Below are 16,790 nucleotides of genomic sequence, written 5' to 3'. Positions count from 1 at the left end.
TTTACCCCATATACAAGGGGTTCGGCTGCGACGTGATTACCCGTCAGAATAATGCACTATTCATTCCGACGGATTGTAATCATCAAGTACTGGTGCTTTACAGCAAACCAGCTTCTTGTTCCTGTTCGCCTAATGTGGCTTTATCGTATGGATCGTTGACAAAACGACTCAACACGCACTCGCCGTGAGCTGGCAGATCCTCAGACACTGCAAACGCATTAATACGTGCAGCAAGTTCCTTCAATCCTTCTTCGTCGTATTCGATAACCTCAACTGGTTTCATAAATGTGTGAACACCGAGACCAGCTGCAAAGCGCGCCGTGCCACCAGTAGGTAACACGTGGTTGGAACCAGACATGTAATCGCCGAGCGGTACCGGCGAATATGGGCCGCGGAAGATAGCACCTGCATTCTTGATACGCTTCACGACAGCATCAGCATCAGCAGTCTGGATTTCGAGGTGTTCAGCAGCATACGCATTGGCCGCATCAATAGACTGGTCAAGATTATCGGTAAGTACAATCGCCGACTGCGCACCCGACAGCGAAGTGTGAACACGTTCAGCATGTTCAGTACGCGGAACACGATACGCAAGGTTCTCTTGCACTGCAGCAGCAAGCTCAGGCGAATCGGTGAAGAGTACAGAACCGGCAAGTTCATCGTGCTCAGCCTGCCCGATGAGATCAGCGGCGACTAGACTCGGGTTGGCATCCTTGTCAGCAATAATGCCAATTTCCGTAGGACCGGCAACAGCATCAATACCGACAAATGCCGAAACCAGCGACTTGGCCGTAGCTACGAAGATGTTACCCGGACCAGTGATCTTGTCAACTGGGTCGCATAACACGTCACCATCTTGCGGTTCGCTTCCCTTAGCGCCGTATGCAAACATGGCAATAGCCTGAGCACCACCGACCGCATACACTTCCGTAACACCAAGAATGGCGCACGTAGCAAGAATCGTTCTGTTCGGAAGACCTTGCGCATCATCTCGTGCTGGCGGAGTAGCAATTGCTAACGATTCAACACCAGCCGCTTGCGCAGGTACGACGTTCATAATGACTGAGCTCGGATACACAGCTTTACCGCCGGGCACGTATAGGCCGACGCGCTGAATTGGAATCCAACGTTCAGCAACTCGAGCGCCGGGTGCAAGATCAGTGTGGAAATCCTGAGGAACCTGATTGGCTGCGACCGCGCGAGCACGACGCACAGATTCTTCGATAGCAGCACGCACTTGAGGATCAAGCGTATCTAGCGATGCTTGAATTTCCTCTTGCGGCACGCGCAAGTGAACTGGACGCACGTGATCAAACTTTTCTTCAAAGTCGCGCAACGCTGCAGCACCGCGTTCTTTGACGTCAGCAAGAATTGGACGTACTAAATCAGTTGCTTCAGAAGTACCCATTGCAGCACGCGGCATTGCGGCCAGCAGTTCAGCACGGGATAGTTTCAACCCACGAAGGTCGATGATGTTCATAATGTTCTCGCTCATAACGCTCCATCGTAGCAATGTCACATCACGAAACTGGTGTGGAATACCCTCGTCACCCGTATCGTGAGATACATATATTGATTGTTTATAAGGTGCGTGGCGCTTCAGCGAAGTCGAAAAGCACGCCATCTGCAAGCTCACAGATCTGCGGCCAATCTCTATTCGATGAATCGTCGTGCATAGCCCAGACCTTCATGCCTGCTGCACGCGCTGAACGGATAGCAGTGAGTAAGTCCTCGAAGACTGTGCAATCAGATGGTTTGACACCGAGTCGCTGAGCTGCAAGTAAATAAATATCCGGTTTATCCTTGCCAACGTCGCCAACATCATCAACACTGACTGTCACATCGAAGAAATCGAGGATACCAACATGCCTCATGGCTGGTTCTCGTAGCGATGGTGGCAATGATGTTGCCACCGCTAATTGTGCCCCGCTTTTTTTAAGACTGGCTAAGTATTCAACAGCATGCGGTTTAGCTTCGACTACTGTCGCATACGCAATACGAGCCATGTTGTCCCACTCGTCCATGAGTTGTTCAGGAGTATCGTCAAGACTAAATCGTGAGATGGTGTATTCAGCAATCTGTCTAAACTGCATGGCAGCAACCGTGGTCATGTAGTCGTCTGGAACGGTGATACCGCGACGTGAGAGGAAATCAATATCAACCTGATCCCATACTCCCATCGAGTCCAGCAGTGTGCCGTCAAGGTCAAAAATGGCGGCTTTTCCTGCATTCACTTGCGCCACTGTATGCGTTATGTTATTGTTCATGACTCTTCCTTGCTGCATCTTTGCTGACATGGGGATGGGTCTGTATGAGTGTTGAGGAGTGCAGCAGCTCGCGAGCATGATCAAGCGATGTGTCCGACTCAGAGCCTGACAGCATGCGAGCAATCTCACGAACGCGTGCTTCACCTGTCACTTGTGCAACAGTAGTAATGACGCCAACTTCATCATCGTCCGCATCTGGAGGCTCCTTAGTTACTACGAACTGGCTATCAGCCCAGCTGGCAACCTGCGCTAAATGAGTCACGACAATAACTTGCGCACTCTGCGCGAGTCGAGCTAGACGCCGTCCTAGCTCAACTGCAGTTTTACCGCCAACACCAGCATCAACTTCATCAAAAATGAACGTCATGGAAGAGCCAGTCGAATGACGGTTCGCAGCAGATAATTCCAGTGCCAGCATGAGACGACTCAGTTCGCCACCGGATGCACTCTTGCCCATTGGTAGTTCAGGCGCTCCTTCGTATGGGGTGAATAAGAATGCGATATCATCGCATCCGTTCGCATCCAATAGCCCTGTCGTTGCGGATGTTGTTGGAGAGGCAGACTCTTGCCGTGGCGTTACCGCAATCCGTAGTTCAGCCCCATCCATTGCCAGTGACGTTAATTCTTGACTCACTGCCGCAGCCAATGCTTGTGCTGCAGTTGCACGGACGGCGCTTAACTGTTGAGCAGCATCTATCGCTTGTGACAGTAATGTGGCACGCTCGGCTTGTAGCGCGGCAACCTTTTCAGGAGATGCATCAAGATCTTCCATCTCAAACACCGCTTTATCTCGCCACGCGATAACATCCGATAAGGTTGGCCCCCAGCGTCGAGTCAATTCACTTAACTCATGAATGCGCGCATTAAGTCCATCGAGATCATCGACATCATCTTCCACGTCAAGTTCTCGACTCAACGAATACACAACGTCTGAAATGTCCGCATTGATAGATTCCAGCCGATCAGCGAGTTCAGAGAAATCACCATCCGCACGAATTGCACGCAGTGATTGCACCGCATGGTTAATGAGTTCCGAAGCACTACTTTCATCCGCATCGACGTTCACCTGAGAGGCGTCCAACGCGGCTAACGCACCAGAAACACCTTGCGCAATATCCGCCGCATGCTCGATGCGTGCTCGTTTGGCACGCAGTTCATCATCTTCCCCCGGCTGAGGGTCAACGCGATTAATACGGTCAATAGATTCACGCAAATAATCAGCCCGCTGCCGGACTGACGCCTCTTGATGCTCCATGCGTTTGAGCCGCTCATCCAAAGCACACAGCGCATCCCAAGCCTTACGATAAGCTGCTAATTCTTGACCATCATCAGCCACCATATCAAGAAATTCACGCTGCCGAGCTGAAGAAGCAATACGCAGCTGATCTGCCTGCCCATGTATCGTCACCAACTCGTCGGCAAGCTCTCCAAGCAGTGCTCGTGGCACACTACGTCCATTTACTACAGCCCGTGACCTGCCAGATACCGGTACCGTACGAGATAAGAACAGTTCACCGTCTTCTAGCTCAATACCAGCATTTTTCGCAATATGAAGAGCTTCATCAGCAGTTATTTCACTGCGTTTATTGTCAGATCGTGGCGAAGTTCCATCGACTTCAAATACGCCTTGAGCCCATGCACTACGAGCTCCAGCAGACACACGCCCTGCATCAGCAGTGCCACCGGAGATAAGTTTCAGAGCACTCAACAGCATTGACTTACCAGCACCAGTCTCACCAGTAATGGCAGTCATACCAGCCGCAGGAGTGAGTAACGCATGCCGAATAGGTCCCAGATCACGAATCTCCAGTTCCTCAAGCATGATCATTCACCTCCACTGCGTGTATGCGCATCATTCTGTGCCTCTAACTGTTCGACATCATGCACTGAACCTTCAGGAAATACATGTCCATGCTTGACACTTTGCCCATTACGCGCATGTTCACGCCATCCGACTACAGGCAAATCAAATTTAGTAACAAGACGATTCGTGAATGGCACACCAGATAGTCGAGCTAGACGTAACGTATCTTTTGACTGACGAACTTCAATACGCGTACCCTTCGGCAGACCACGCTGACGGCGACCATCACAGCAAATCCATCCATCAGATGTTGAATCATCAAGAATATCCATTGCAAACGTTGAACCAGCACCGATAATCAATGGCCTTGCAAACAATGCATGCGCTGCTAGTGGCACCAGCTGGAGTGCTTGTACATTCGGCCACATAATAGGACCGCCAGCCGAAAACGCATAAGCCGTAGAACCAGTAGGCGTGGAAACAATCACACCATCACACCCAAATGAACTCATTTCCACGTCATCAACACGAATAGACAGCTCAACCATCTTGCCACGGTCTGCTCTTTCGACCGTGATATCGTTCAGTGCCCAATCCTCTAACGGCTCATGTGCACCAGGCAGCCACACATCTACGTGAGCAATCATGCGTTCATCAATCGAATAGTCGTGCGTTGCGATACGTCGTATCGCCTCGCTCATTTGGAAGCTTTCAAATTCAGCGAGGAAGCCAACATGACCAAGATTGACACCAAGAATTGGCACGCTTGTGCAATGCACTAATTCTGCAGCCCTGAGAATCGTGCCATCGCCACCCAACACCACTACAATCTCCGTATTGTCTGGCACGACCGGCGGACGATTCCCAAATTCCGGAGCCTCTGTGTTATCAATAATCGACACATCAAAACCACCCCTGCGCAACTGTGCCACAGCCTCAGAAACCACCGTGCCGCTTTCACGAAGGCGCGTGTGCGTCACCACCACCGCGTGCCGAACGCCACTCATCGTATCCTCCTTGTCGCAGGAATCAAGAACTGATTTCATCGTAACCGAACCAATCGAGATTTCGAACAATTGTTCGCATGACACGCCGTCTCTTACCTTGCGCCACGCCGTGCCAGAGCCTTTTGCATGCTCATGTTCTCACGAGCCGGTCATAGACTGTTAGCACATCGTTAGCGTTGGCCGCATCGCCACCGCAACACAATACAGCACTGAACTATTCCTAAGGTAAGGAGGCCGCGATGTCGAATCTCGTTTTTGACGAATCATCATCCAATCGCGAATCCTCACGCGGATATGCTTGGTGGTTCTCTGGCGATACATTCGAGCGAGCTGCTGCAGCAGAGAGGCAAGTCACACGTCGCCATACACTGCGTCAACATATGGCATCTCATCCCGGTAGACTTACCGTCATTTATTTTGGAATACTTGTCATGGTTTCCACCGCCATGCTCTTATTGCCGCAATCGACACCGCAAGGAGAAACAACCTCATTCTCAACAGCACTATTCACTGCAGTCTCAGCCCTGTCAACATGCGGCATCTCAATCGTGAATTCGACAACACATTGGACGTTGTTCGGGCAAGGCGTATTGCTCGTGAGTGTACAGATGGGAGGGCTTGGCGTCATGACGTTCGCGTCAATGATCGCGCTAGCAGTCAACCATCATATGAAAGCAACACAACGCTTGCTCACTGCCACTGAGCTTGGCACTACGAAATTATCCGAAATACGTGGCGTACTCACGGTGGTTATCACTACCACATTCTTTATCGAATCCATCACATTCGTCGCACTCTTTCCGGGTCTGTTATCGATTAATCGAACTGATTTCGGTAAAACTGCGTGGGAAGCACTGTTCTTCGCAGTTATGTCATACAACAACGCAGGATTCACACCCGATGGTGCAGGACTATATGTAAACAGCTGGGCGGTAGGTATGCCGATTATGGCTGCGGCATTTTGCGGTACCTTAGGTTTCCCCGTGATTCTCAATCTCATGCGCTGCGCCCGCCGACATGTTCCTCCACGTCGATGGAGTTTGCATACGAAAGTCACGCTAACGATGACGTTCCTTATCGTTATTGCATCGCTGACATGGTTTTTGTTAGTCGAGTGGGATAATCCATCGTTGTTCAAAGACGCAGATGTAGAAACCCGTTTACGACATGCGGTTGTTGCAGCAGTGATGCCACGATCATCTGGATTCGATCTGTCATGGGTTCCACAAGTCAGCGAAGCAACCAAAGTATTCATGAGTTTTGTAATGTTCATCGGCGGTGGCAGCACCTCCACAGCCGGTGGCATTCGCGTCACCACATTTGCGGTGATTTTGCTCGTATGCCGCGCATCATTCACCGGTCACAAAGATGTCAATGCGTTCCGTCGTCGCATCCACACCAATGTAGCCATGACTGCGGTAAGTATTACCACTACATGCCTTATGCTCGTACTTGCTGCATCAATTGCACTGATGCTCGTAGCAAATGTTCCGTTGTCTAGCGCACTGTTTGATGCTTGCTCAGCGTTTGGACTCGGTGGTTATACGGTTGGTGTTGCGAGGGAAGACAATCCCGCTGCATTAGCGATTCTTGCAATTACGATGGTTGTCGGGCGTCTCGGACCGATGACGATTGCATACTCAATTAGTCGTCCTCGAGCATTGGAGGCGGTACGTTACCCTACTGAACCGTTGGTCGTAGGATAAGGTAACAGTTGTCTTCATCTATCAGCACGTGTCCAGCATATTCATCAAGGTTGAAGAGCAATAAGGAGTCACACATGGCAGACAATAGCAGAAGCATTCTAGTCGTAGGACTGGGCCGCTTTGGTAGCGCTGTGGCGACCACGTTGGATGCGATGGGACAGGATGTGCTTGCAGTTGATAAGAACTTGGAATTAGTGAACCGTTGGTCTTCGCAAATTCCGACCGTACAAGCCGATATGACTGATGTGTTAGCACTTGAACAGCTGAATGTTTCCGACTTTAACACGGCAATCGTGGCAATCGGTGACAGTGTGGAAGCATCAGTGATCACTACCGGTAATCTGCTCGATGCAGGTATTTCAGACATCTGGGCAAAATCCGTATCGCAAGAACATGCGCGCATTCTGCAACGCATCGGAGCTCGCCATATTATCAATGCAGAAACCGATGCGGGCAAACGTGTCGGGCACCTCGTCTCAGGTAACTATCTCGATTACATCGAAATAGAAGGCGCACACACTGTCGTTAAAATTCACACGCCACGCCATGTGTCAGGCTACAGCATCGAAGACGCGAAAGTACACGAACGGTACGGTATCACCGTAGTCGGTATTAAATCACCGGGTAAAGAGTTCCAATACGGTTCTAAAGAACTGGTTATGCATCGCAATGACGAACTCATTCTTATGGGTAAAGAGGATCAAATCGAACGGTTCATTCGAGGCTAAGCCGCTACGCCCCGGACAAGGGGAGCCGCAAACTTCGTAAACCTTCTGTCAGAGACAGACTAGATAACTTCAGCCGAAAAATGGCGGAATAGTTAATACTATGCGCGAGCATACAGCAGATATTCGGCGTTACCGTGAGTGCCTTCAATAGGCGAATCAGCTGTAGCAATAACATGTAAACCATGATCTACAGCACACTGCGTAATCTTATCCAATGCTTGCTCACGCAACACAGGGTCTTCTACAATGCCATGCCGATCAAGCCCCTCACGGCCCACTTCAAACTGTGGCTTAACAAGAAGCACAATAGCAGCATCCGGCACGGCAATACGTGCGATAACCGGAATAACATACGTTAGCGAGATGAAGGAAACGTCAGAAACAATCATCTGAGGTCTATACGGCAGATCGTCCGCCGTTACATCACGAATATTGACACCGTCCATACGAATAACCCGAGGATCATCCGCGATACGCGAGTCAAGTTGATCGTGTCCAACATCGAGCGCAATAACTTGAGCTGCACCGCGACGTAACAATACCTCAGTAAATCCGCCTGTTGACGCTCCAATATCAAGACACTGTAGTCCTTGTGCAGCAGGCAAGCCGTTGCGAGCAAAAACATCAAACGCACCAACGAGTTTGTATGCTCCACGAGAGACGTAATCATCGCCTTTGTCAACCACTAGCGAGGCATCTTCCGCCACAGTCATAGACGGCTTGACTGCTGGCACGCCGTCTACCAAAACATGCCCGTCTTTGATAAGTTTCTGTGCTTTGGACCTACTATCAACCAAAGAACGGTAAACCAACAATGAGTCAAGTCTTGGCATGAGAAGTCTCCGAGTGTGTGCAGTGCCGTTGATCGCCAGTGTTAGCGATTGTCGTCAAGTTCGTGCTGGAGCTGATCGAGCACTGATTGGAATGCCTCAATACGCTGAGGAACATCTACATGCTCAAGATCGGATAACTGAGGAAACTTCTGTGCGAGATCATCCGCAGGCATTACTATCAGCTCCTTTCGTATTGGCTGTTTCAATGAATATTGCCCAATGTCGTAATGAAGTGAGTTCTTGGCTTTTGATAAGCAAAAGCCAAGAACTCACGTACTGCTCACATAGGATATTGGCCAGCGATCACAAGGCGAAGTTAGGCACAGTGATCGTAGCAGTGTCGCCACCTCGATCTGCATATGACCACATCAATGCGCATGCTGCGCGCAGCGCATCAATACTGGTCGTATTGTTGACGTTCAACGTTCCGGAGGCTTCGTCCAACGAGGCAACAGCATCACCGCACGTCCATGATCCATTTGCGAGCTGGTCAACTGCCGGCATCACGTCCATCAGGCCGCGCAAATCTTTGACGATATAGGTGGGGCGCAGATGAGCGGGAGCAAGCATAAGCTCATGCGGATTGGTCACACCAGTTAAAACTGCCAGTGAATCGTATCCGCCACGATTGCCCGCCTCGATATCAGTATCAAGCCGATCGCCAATCGCCAAACATGATTCTTTAGCCACTGGCTCCGCATTATCGCCAGCGGCAAGCAAACGAGCCTCATCATACATGGCCGATTCAGGCTTGCCAGCCGATGCGACCGGTTCGACACCAGTCGCATTGATCACCGCTTGAATCATCGAACCGCAACCGGGCGCAATGCCTAACTCACGCGGAATTGTCAAATCACGATTGGTAACAAAATATGTTGCCCCATGCTCGACCGCAAATGAGACTTCAGCCATTTCCTGCCAGCGCATGTCAGGATACCAACCCTGAATCACCGCGACAGGATCATCAGCCGCACCGTCTACTACAACCAATCCCTGTCGAGCAACCTCTTCGCGCAAGTGCTGCGCCCCCAGCACGAGTACCTTGGCACCAGCCGGTACATGGCGAGCAACCATGCGCGCGGCAACCACCGACGAAGTGATTACCTGATGAGGTTCCACGTTGAGATCGAATCCACGCAACTGATCAGCAACTACACGTTGAAAACGCGAAGAATTATTCGTTGTGTATTCAATGCTCATGCCGACTGCTTCAGCCTGACGAATCGACTCCGCAGCATATTCAACCGGATTCTTGCCACGATACACTACACCATCAAGGTCGAGAAGTGCGAGACAGTAAGTTTCAGCAATCGGCTTGTCAGTTGACTTGAGCATGGCGATCACTCAGCGTCCACCGCGTCATCTGCAGCGTCATCTGCCGCATCATCAATATCTGTTGCCGGTTCACTCGTTGCATCCGAACCGTCCTGCGCTTCCTGTGCAGGCAACTCAGACTCATCATCTGCCGACACTGCATCGGATGCTTCCGAAGATGCTTCAGGCTCGAGCGTCTCGCTCATATCAGCGACTTCGCTCACGGCTTCAGCATCATCAGCATCCTCATCAGATGCCGCATTCTCATCACCGTCCGCATCCGTGTTATCGCTGGTATCTTCAGCATCATCTGCATTCTCGTCATCCTCTGGCGCATACTGAGCATCATCCTCGCTGATGCCGAGCATATCGAGCTCGTCGTCAGAGAATCGTTCAAGATCATGATCGATCACGGCATCATCCGCAGCTTCATCGTCATCCGCATACTGCAGTTCGAGCTTGTCGAGCAGCGGATCAAGATCAGCCGCTTCTTCACCGCGTCCAGCATCTTCAAGGAAATACTGTTCGGCCTGAATAGCACGCATACGGTACTCCCCCGGCAGACCCTTAGAGCGGCCCAGCGTATGCACAATATCGATTGCCTTATCGCTCTGGCCTAAATCGTTGAGCGCACCCGCATACACCAAGAACATCTCAGCCTTGGCTTCGCCACGCAGCTGCTTGGCATCATCCCCCATAGCTACTTCAATAGCCTTCTTCGGATTGCCAGTGCCGCGTTCACAGTCGGCGATGAACGGCAGATAGTCGAGGAAACCGTTCATGCGGTATGCAGTGCGGAACTCGCGCAAAGCAAGCTTGTAATCGCCCTGACGGTAAGCCACGAAAGCGAGGGTTTCACGAGCAAAATCAATACGCGATGCCTGACGAGCAACCCACTTAGCGTGCTCAAGCGCACCCTTAGGATCAGATTCTTCGAGCGCATAAGCGGCGAGAATGTGCAGACCAATGTTCTCCGCATGTTCCTTCGATAGACCGCGCAGTCGTTCACGCTCGTCGCTCGACAGCATTGACCATTCCATGCCCTTCGGCATCTTTGGTTCGTCAGGTCGACGCGCTGTGTACGGGTTCTGCGACGGGAAACTCATCGTGCCGTCAGAGTTACGGCGCGGTCCACGCTCCATATACTCGCGGCGCTTTGTTTCGCGATACTCGCGCTTTTCGTCCGCAGTAAACTCGCGGCGTTCATTATCGGCACGATCATTGCGACGATCATCACGCTTGAAATCTTTGCGATCATTGTCACGGTGGAAGTCACGACGCTCATTATCGCGGCGGAATGACTTACGCTCACCATCACGCTGGAATCGCGGGTTACCACCTTGACGACGTTCACCATCATGGCGGTCATCACGACGATCATCGCGATGGAAGTCACGACGTTCACCGTTATCGCCATCCCGGTGGAAATTCTTGCGATCATTGTCACGGTGGAAACCACCGGACTTTCCGCGGAAGCCGCCACGCTCACCATCGCGACGATCATCGCGGTGGAAGTCACGACGCTCACCGCCGTTATCGCTACCGCGATGGAAATCCTTACGATCATCATCTCGACGGAAACCACCGCGCTCACCATTCTTGCGGAAGCCACCGGACTTACCACCACGGAAACCACCGTTTGACTTGTGGAACCCGCCACGTTCACCGTCACGCTTAAACTCGCGACGCTCACCGCCGTCACGCTTAAAGTCACGACCTTCGCCAGCACCTTCGCGATCGCGGCGGAACTCGCCATCCTTATGGAATCCGCCGGACTTGTGGAATCCACCGGACTTACCGCCCTTGTGGAATCCGCCACGCGAGCCGCCAAATGAGCGTCCAGAACCATTCCGTGAGCCGCCCGAGCGACCGGAGCCGTACGATTTGCGATTGCCGTAGGATTTGCCGCCCGAGCGGCCCTGTTCTTCTGCCATTGATGTCCTTAACTAACGTACTCGGCCCCCTATGAAGGGAGCCGAAATGTTTACTGTGCTTTACCGTGTTCTATGATTCAGCGTTCTATGATCAATGCTGCTCGACAGCGCCGAGCGCTTTCTTACCGCGACGAATCAGCGCGAAACGACCGTGCAGGAAGTCAGAAGCAGACAGAACTTGTTCCTCGTCTTCCACACGATTGTTGTTCAGATACACGCCGCCGGACTTGATGGTCTTACGTGCATCAGAAATAGACTTGAACAAGCCAGCTTTCACACCAGCCTCAGTCACGCGATCACCTGCCGACGCAGTCGCAAACGACTTCGTACCATCGTCGCTTTCGACTTTTAATCCGTCGATTGCAGCTTCCAACGTCTCCTCATCAACGCTGGCCAGATCGCCACCGCGACCGAATAATGCTGCTGATGCGTCAATCGCCGCCTGAGTTGCAGCATCACCGTGCACAAAACTCGTCACTTCCCATGCGAGCGTGCGCTGCGCTTCACGAGCACCAGGATTGGTCTTCGACTCTTCTACCAATCGTTCGATTTCAGTCTTCGGCAGGAAGGTGAACGCCTTCAGCAAGCTTTCCATCTCCACATCCGGGCGGTTGAACCAGAACTGGTAGAACTTGTATGGGCTCAGCATCGTGCCATCGAGCCATACCGCATTGCCTTCAGACTTACCGAATTTCTTGCCGTTTGCATCAGTAATAATCGGACTCGTGAACACATTCACTGAAACGCCGCGTACTTTACGAATCAAGTCCATGCCAGACGTGAGGTTACCCCACTGGTCAGAACCACCGATTTCGAGCGTGCAGCCGTATTCGTCGTACAAATGTAGGAAGTCGTTACCCTGCAACACCTGATAGCTGAACTCAGTAAATGAAATGCCTTCTTCAGAGTTCAAACGGCGAGCAACAGTATCTTTGGCGAGCATCGTGCCAAGACGGAAGTTCTTGCCAACGTCGCGCAGGAAGTCAATAACAGACATCTGCGCAGTCCAGTCATAATTGGATACGAAACGCACCGGATTATCCCCGCCAGTTTCGAGAATACCGCCGATTTGATGCTTAAGCCGTTCAGCCCAGCCGGATACAACATCCTTTGGATTGAGCGTGCGTTCGCCGGACTGACGCGGATCACCGATCAAACCGGTAGCGCCACCGACCAATGCGATCGGATGATGCCCGGCCATCTGCAAGTGACGCATATTGATAAGCTGAACAAGGTTGCCGATATGGAGTGACGCAGCAGTCGGATCGAACCCACAATAATAGGTGACCGGCTCCCCGTTCAATGCTTCGGCGAGCTGATCGCGGTCAGTGGACTGCGAGATCAGCCCGCGCCATTCTAGTTCATCAAGGACGGAATCGAATCCGGCCTCCTTGAAATCGATGACGTGAGCCATAAGAGTGGTGTCTCCCTATCAAATTGTGGGTTTTTACGCATCTATCAGTCTCTCAGAACAGGCCGACAGCCGAACGAATTACTGGTGGCGTCGGTTCAGACGTTCGAACATGGCGCGCAACTGCTGTAGCGTTTCGTCATTACGATCGGTGCGCAAGCGCGGGAAGGACTCGATCATACGCCGCTGTTGACGGTTAAATACCGAATCGGCTGCATCTTTAATCTTGTACATCAGTTCAGTCGACATTTCACGACCGGACTGTAACGGACCACTGACCGCATCTTCAACCATGTCACTGACCCTGCCAGACGCATCGTTAACAACGTCGACTGCATCACCGACTTTTTCTCGCATCGCATCACTGTATTTGGCAACCACGGCAGCCAATTGACCGAGACTTTCCTCAAAGTCAACAATGCCAGCCACGGTGATCACCGTGTCCAGCAGTGTCAGCACAATCAGCACGAAACTGAGCCAATGCATCATCGACAGCGGGATCATCTGCGTAGCTGAAGCAACATGCGGCTGTATAAATCCGACAATCACCACACCGCCGATACCAAAAACTAGCGCACCGAGCAAGCAGATACGTCCATTAAGGTTGAATCGAAAATGCGAGTAATCCCACCAGCGAGTGTGAAACAGTTGTTCCATTGCCCATGACGTGACATACTCAAGTATGCACGCGCCAACGGCAGACAGTACAAACAACAGTATCGGCTGATGCACGTCACCAAGTACCGCAATGCCAAGCACCGCACCTATGCCGTAAATCGGGCATAATGGCCCGTTCAGAAATCCACGGTTTACTGGACGTTTTTCCTGTATCGATACGAGAATCGACTCGTATACCCACCCGCAGAAACTATAGAAAAGAAACCATAGTACGTATTTTTCAGCAATCAGCAGCATAACGATTGTCATGCTCCTATCTGCACGTTTGAAGATGCGTGAGCTGCCACAATCGGTTTCGCAGGACGGCCGAAACGTTTCAAACTCACAGTTTCTCGCGTAGCACTAACCTTGTCCGCCAACGTCACGAGATATCCTTCAATATAACTTGGAGGGGTCGGTGTGAGCGGGAACATATGATGAGCGATGCTGTCACGTTCGACCGCGTTAAGTTCAAAGTCACGCAATGCATTGCGTAGCGCTGTACGACCGTGAGTAAAGCCGTGCAGACGATGCTCACCATTGTCCCAGTCATGCCAATCGTAGAGGAAATAGTCGTGGAGCAATGCCGCACGGATGAGCGAGCGCAGATCAACACGATTCCACAGGTGCAGTCGATCAGCAAACCATACCGCCAGACACGCGACGCGCAACGAATGTGCAAACGTGGTGATGCATCCATGTTGATAGCAGCCACGTTCAATGTGCATATGTTCGTGAGCGATAATGTCATGACCGTGTTTATTGACCAGTGTTCGTATCTGGTTACGTGTCAGCACCGTGGTCTCCCTCGGATTGGTTTCCCTACGTTTCATGCTTGATTGTAGGGTATGTGGCGCACGAGTGTGTTCATTCGAGAGGATGATGTGGTACAGCGATGCGGCTCAGACGCGGATCAGCTACTGATTAGCCGTTCGGAAGATAAGTTATCCACATTCAGAAAATTCCCAGCTGATTTGTCCACAGTGACTTATCCACAACACGCCGATACGTTGAGCTTGCGTCCACAATCTCTGTTCAGCTTGCGCACGACACGATTCATTCGGGAAGATAAAGGAGCAGCGTGGCGGACTATATCTACGGTGTTGTTGCTCATACGTCGTGCTGCTGAGTTTCATGTACAGAAAGGAGGTGCGATATGTCCTCACCATCGCATCGTAATACCGCTCAAACAGCTGCCGATGGCTTGCTTATCGCTGGATTCGTATGTGCTGCCGCAGTACTCATAGGCATGAGATATTTAAGCCGCGGTACATACCAGCCCGAAGACGTGCTGGTACTCATCGTGGTGTCGCTTACAGCGTGGGCGTGCCCGATCTGTCTGATAGCTGGTGTGATCGTGAGGATTGTGACGTTGGTATCCGCTCGTCGTGCTGCGGATACCAACGCATCACATACTGCCAGTACTGAACCGTATCTCACAAACCATGTTATCGGGCTGATTGATCATACTGTCTCAGATACGTTCACTGACACTCGCAATATCGAATGCAATGCATCACGCGACGATACCGTCAGCATAAGCGACAGTATAGGCAGCGCAGGATTCATGACTATTCAGCAGATGCGTGACGCTCGCGCATTAGATCAAGCGCGTGCGCGAGATCGGCCGGATATCGTGAACTGACTGTAGTCCATACGTGCGTGCGAGGATGACGAAACTCAAGTTTCATGGCATGCAGCCATTGCCGGTCTAATCCTAATTCAGCTGCCAATACTGGATTTGCGCCATACATAGGATCTCCGACGAGTGGATGACCAATAGAGGAAAAATGGACGCGAATCTGGTGAGTGCGACCCGTTTCGAGATTGACTGACACGAGTGTGGCTTCGCTGCCGAAACGTTCCATCACATCCCAATGCGTGATAGCAGGTTTGCCTGATGGCGTCACACAGAAACGGAAATCGGAGACTTTCGCACGGCCGATCGGAGCCTCGATCGTCGCACGATCTTCCTTCAAACCGCCTTGTACTAACGCATGATAGGTTTTCACAACCTCATGCTCAGCAAACTGTCGCCGCATTTCAACATACGCAAGATCAGACTTGCACACGAGCATCAAACCTGATGTGCCAACGTCAAGACGAGATACAATACCTTGCCGACCAGCTGCACCATACGATGTAATATGCACGCCACGTTGCAACAAACTGCCGAGTACAGTCGGGCCTGTCCAACCAGCAGACGCATGTGCGGCAACACCCACTGGTTTATCGACAACCACTATGTCATCGTCCTCGTAGACGATGGCCATATCGTCGCATACTGGTTCAGGCTCGGTGCGTTCTTCGACGAGGTTGAATTCGACGACGTCCCCTGCCTGTAATGCACCAGATTTGGCGATATCACGCTCAAGTATGCGTGCCTGACCAGTTTCGATAAGATCAGCGGCTTTGGCACGCGATATGCCGAGCATTTTGGCTACCGCTACGTCGAAACGTTTGCCGACAAGTGCGTCGGGTGCAGGAACAAGACGGCTCATAGGCTGCTGCCGCCCTGAGCCGTGTCCCTCCCGTCATTGTTGGAGGTCATGGATGTCACATTATCTGTTGTCTCAGGCATTGTCATCTGTACCGTCTCGGCAACATCAGCATCTACTACGTCAGCCGCGCCCTCAAACGGAGTACCCATCATAATAAGTATGACAATGCCGATGCCAGCGAGCATGAGCCAAATATCTGCCACATTGCCAACTGACCAACCGTAATTGAGGAAGTCAATAACTTTGCCGTTGAGAAAACCGTCCGCATACGCCACGCGATCAATAAGATTGCCAAACGCACCCGCAAACGCTAACGCTAGTGCCAGCGTCCAACGCATTGACGACGTACGTAATGCGAGCACAATCAGTGCAATCGAAGCTGCGACAGCCAGTAATGAAATCACCCATGTCATTGACGAACCCAAGCCAAGCGAAGCGCCCGGATTATGCACTAACGTCAACGACAAGAACGGAGGAATCACCGGCACAGTACGACCGTCGCTCAGAGCCGTCTGCGCCCATAATTTGGTGACTTGATCAATACCAAGCGCAACGACCGCCACGCATGCAAAGACGGCCACGCGCGTGCGAGGCCGTCCCTGTCGAATAGTCATAGTACGAATACCCG

Annotated in this window: 16 protein-coding genes; 3 read left to right on the top strand and 13 right to left on the bottom strand. The window is 51.6% G+C overall.

From position 1 onward, the window contains the following. Window positions 1-97: 97 nt before the first annotated feature. From hisD to BHAP_RS01040, 4 genes are all read right to left on the bottom strand, one after another. A complete protein-coding gene (gene hisD, locus BHAP_RS01055; protein ID WP_169713137.1) occupies window positions 98-1,495 on the bottom strand; it encodes a histidinol dehydrogenase in 1,398 nt (465 codons plus the stop codon). Between the two features lie 85 nt (window positions 1,496-1,580). Further along, window positions 1,581-2,267, bottom strand: a complete 687-nt coding sequence (locus BHAP_RS01050; RefSeq protein ID WP_094728770.1) for an HAD family hydrolase — start codon at window positions 2,265-2,267, stop codon at window positions 1,581-1,583. Then, window positions 2,257-4,089 carry a DNA repair protein RecN gene (gene recN / locus BHAP_RS01045; protein WP_094729006.1) on the bottom strand — a complete coding sequence of 611 codons (1,833 nt, stop codon included), beginning with the start codon at window positions 4,087-4,089 and terminating at the stop codon, window positions 2,257-2,259. The genes BHAP_RS01050 and recN overlap by 11 nt, the downstream gene beginning before the upstream one ends. 2 nt (window positions 4,090-4,091) lie before the next feature. Next, window positions 4,092-5,078, bottom strand: a complete 987-nt coding sequence (locus tag BHAP_RS01040) for an NAD kinase (protein ID WP_244569206.1) — start codon at window positions 5,076-5,078, stop codon at window positions 4,092-4,094. Window positions 5,079-5,317: 239 nt separating this feature from the next. Here BHAP_RS01040 and BHAP_RS01035 point away from each other — a divergent pair, with 239 nt between their 5' ends. Both BHAP_RS01035 and BHAP_RS01030 read left to right on the top strand, forming a co-directional pair. Next, window positions 5,318-6,784, top strand: coding sequence for a TrkH family potassium uptake protein (locus BHAP_RS01035; RefSeq protein ID WP_094728768.1), 1,467 nt, complete (start codon window positions 5,318-5,320; stop codon window positions 6,782-6,784). Window positions 6,785-6,858: 74 nt separating this feature from the next. Continuing rightward, complete coding sequence (locus tag BHAP_RS01030; protein ID WP_094728766.1) at window positions 6,859-7,512, top strand: potassium channel family protein; 654 nt, start codon at window positions 6,859-6,861, stop codon at window positions 7,510-7,512. 98 nt (window positions 7,513-7,610) lie between these two features. Here the strand turns inward: BHAP_RS01030 and BHAP_RS01025 are convergent, their stop codons facing one another. The 7 genes from BHAP_RS01025 to BHAP_RS01000 form a co-directional block, all read right to left on the bottom strand. Then, window positions 7,611-8,345, bottom strand: a complete 735-nt coding sequence (locus tag BHAP_RS01025; RefSeq protein WP_094728764.1) for a TlyA family RNA methyltransferase — start codon at window positions 8,343-8,345, stop codon at window positions 7,611-7,613. 41 nt (window positions 8,346-8,386) lie between these two features. Continuing rightward, window positions 8,387-8,518, bottom strand: a complete 132-nt coding sequence (locus BHAP_RS11970; protein WP_275542090.1) for a hypothetical protein — start codon at window positions 8,516-8,518, stop codon at window positions 8,387-8,389. 130 nt (window positions 8,519-8,648) lie between these two features. Beyond that, entirely contained in the window at window positions 8,649-9,680 is a 1,032-nt protein-coding gene (locus BHAP_RS01020; protein ID WP_169713136.1) for an HAD-IIA family hydrolase, read from the bottom strand. A 5-nt stretch (window positions 9,681-9,685) separates the two neighbouring features. Continuing rightward, on the bottom strand, window positions 9,686-11,593 hold the full coding sequence (locus BHAP_RS01015; protein WP_094728760.1) for a tetratricopeptide repeat protein: 1,908 nt from the start codon (window positions 11,591-11,593) through the stop codon (window positions 9,686-9,688). Window positions 11,594-11,684: 91 nt separating this feature from the next. Further along, window positions 11,685-13,007, bottom strand: coding sequence for a tyrosine--tRNA ligase (gene tyrS / locus BHAP_RS01010; RefSeq protein WP_094728758.1), 1,323 nt, complete (start codon window positions 13,005-13,007; stop codon window positions 11,685-11,687). Between the two features lie 78 nt (window positions 13,008-13,085). Further along, on the bottom strand, window positions 13,086-13,919 hold the full coding sequence (locus tag BHAP_RS01005; protein WP_094729004.1) for a putative ABC transporter permease: 834 nt from the start codon (window positions 13,917-13,919) through the stop codon (window positions 13,086-13,088). A gap of 8 nt (window positions 13,920-13,927) precedes the next feature. Continuing rightward, a complete protein-coding gene (locus BHAP_RS01000) occupies window positions 13,928-14,458 on the bottom strand; it encodes an HD domain-containing protein (RefSeq protein WP_094728756.1) in 531 nt (176 codons plus the stop codon). Window positions 14,459-14,817: 359 nt separating this feature from the next. Between BHAP_RS01000 and BHAP_RS00995 the strand changes: the two genes are divergently transcribed. After that, complete coding sequence (locus BHAP_RS00995) at window positions 14,818-15,306, top strand: hypothetical protein (RefSeq protein WP_094728754.1); 489 nt, start codon at window positions 14,818-14,820, stop codon at window positions 15,304-15,306. On the opposite strand, the gene BHAP_RS00990 is transcribed toward BHAP_RS00995, so the two are convergent. Then, a complete protein-coding gene (locus tag BHAP_RS00990; RefSeq protein ID WP_094728752.1) occupies window positions 15,233-16,162 on the bottom strand; it encodes an RluA family pseudouridine synthase in 930 nt (309 codons plus the stop codon). The genes BHAP_RS00995 and BHAP_RS00990 overlap by 74 nt on opposite strands. Next, window positions 16,159-16,776, bottom strand: coding sequence for a signal peptidase II (gene lspA, locus BHAP_RS00985; RefSeq protein WP_094729002.1), 618 nt, complete (start codon window positions 16,774-16,776; stop codon window positions 16,159-16,161). The genes BHAP_RS00990 and lspA overlap by 4 nt, the downstream gene beginning before the upstream one ends. Window positions 16,777-16,790 lie beyond the last annotated feature (14 nt).

This window comes from Bifidobacterium hapali, from assembly GCF_002259755.1.
Taxonomy (GTDB): Bacteria; Actinomycetota; Actinomycetes; order Actinomycetales; family Bifidobacteriaceae; genus Bifidobacterium; species Bifidobacterium hapali.
This window is presented reverse-complemented; position numbering and strand designations above follow the sequence as displayed.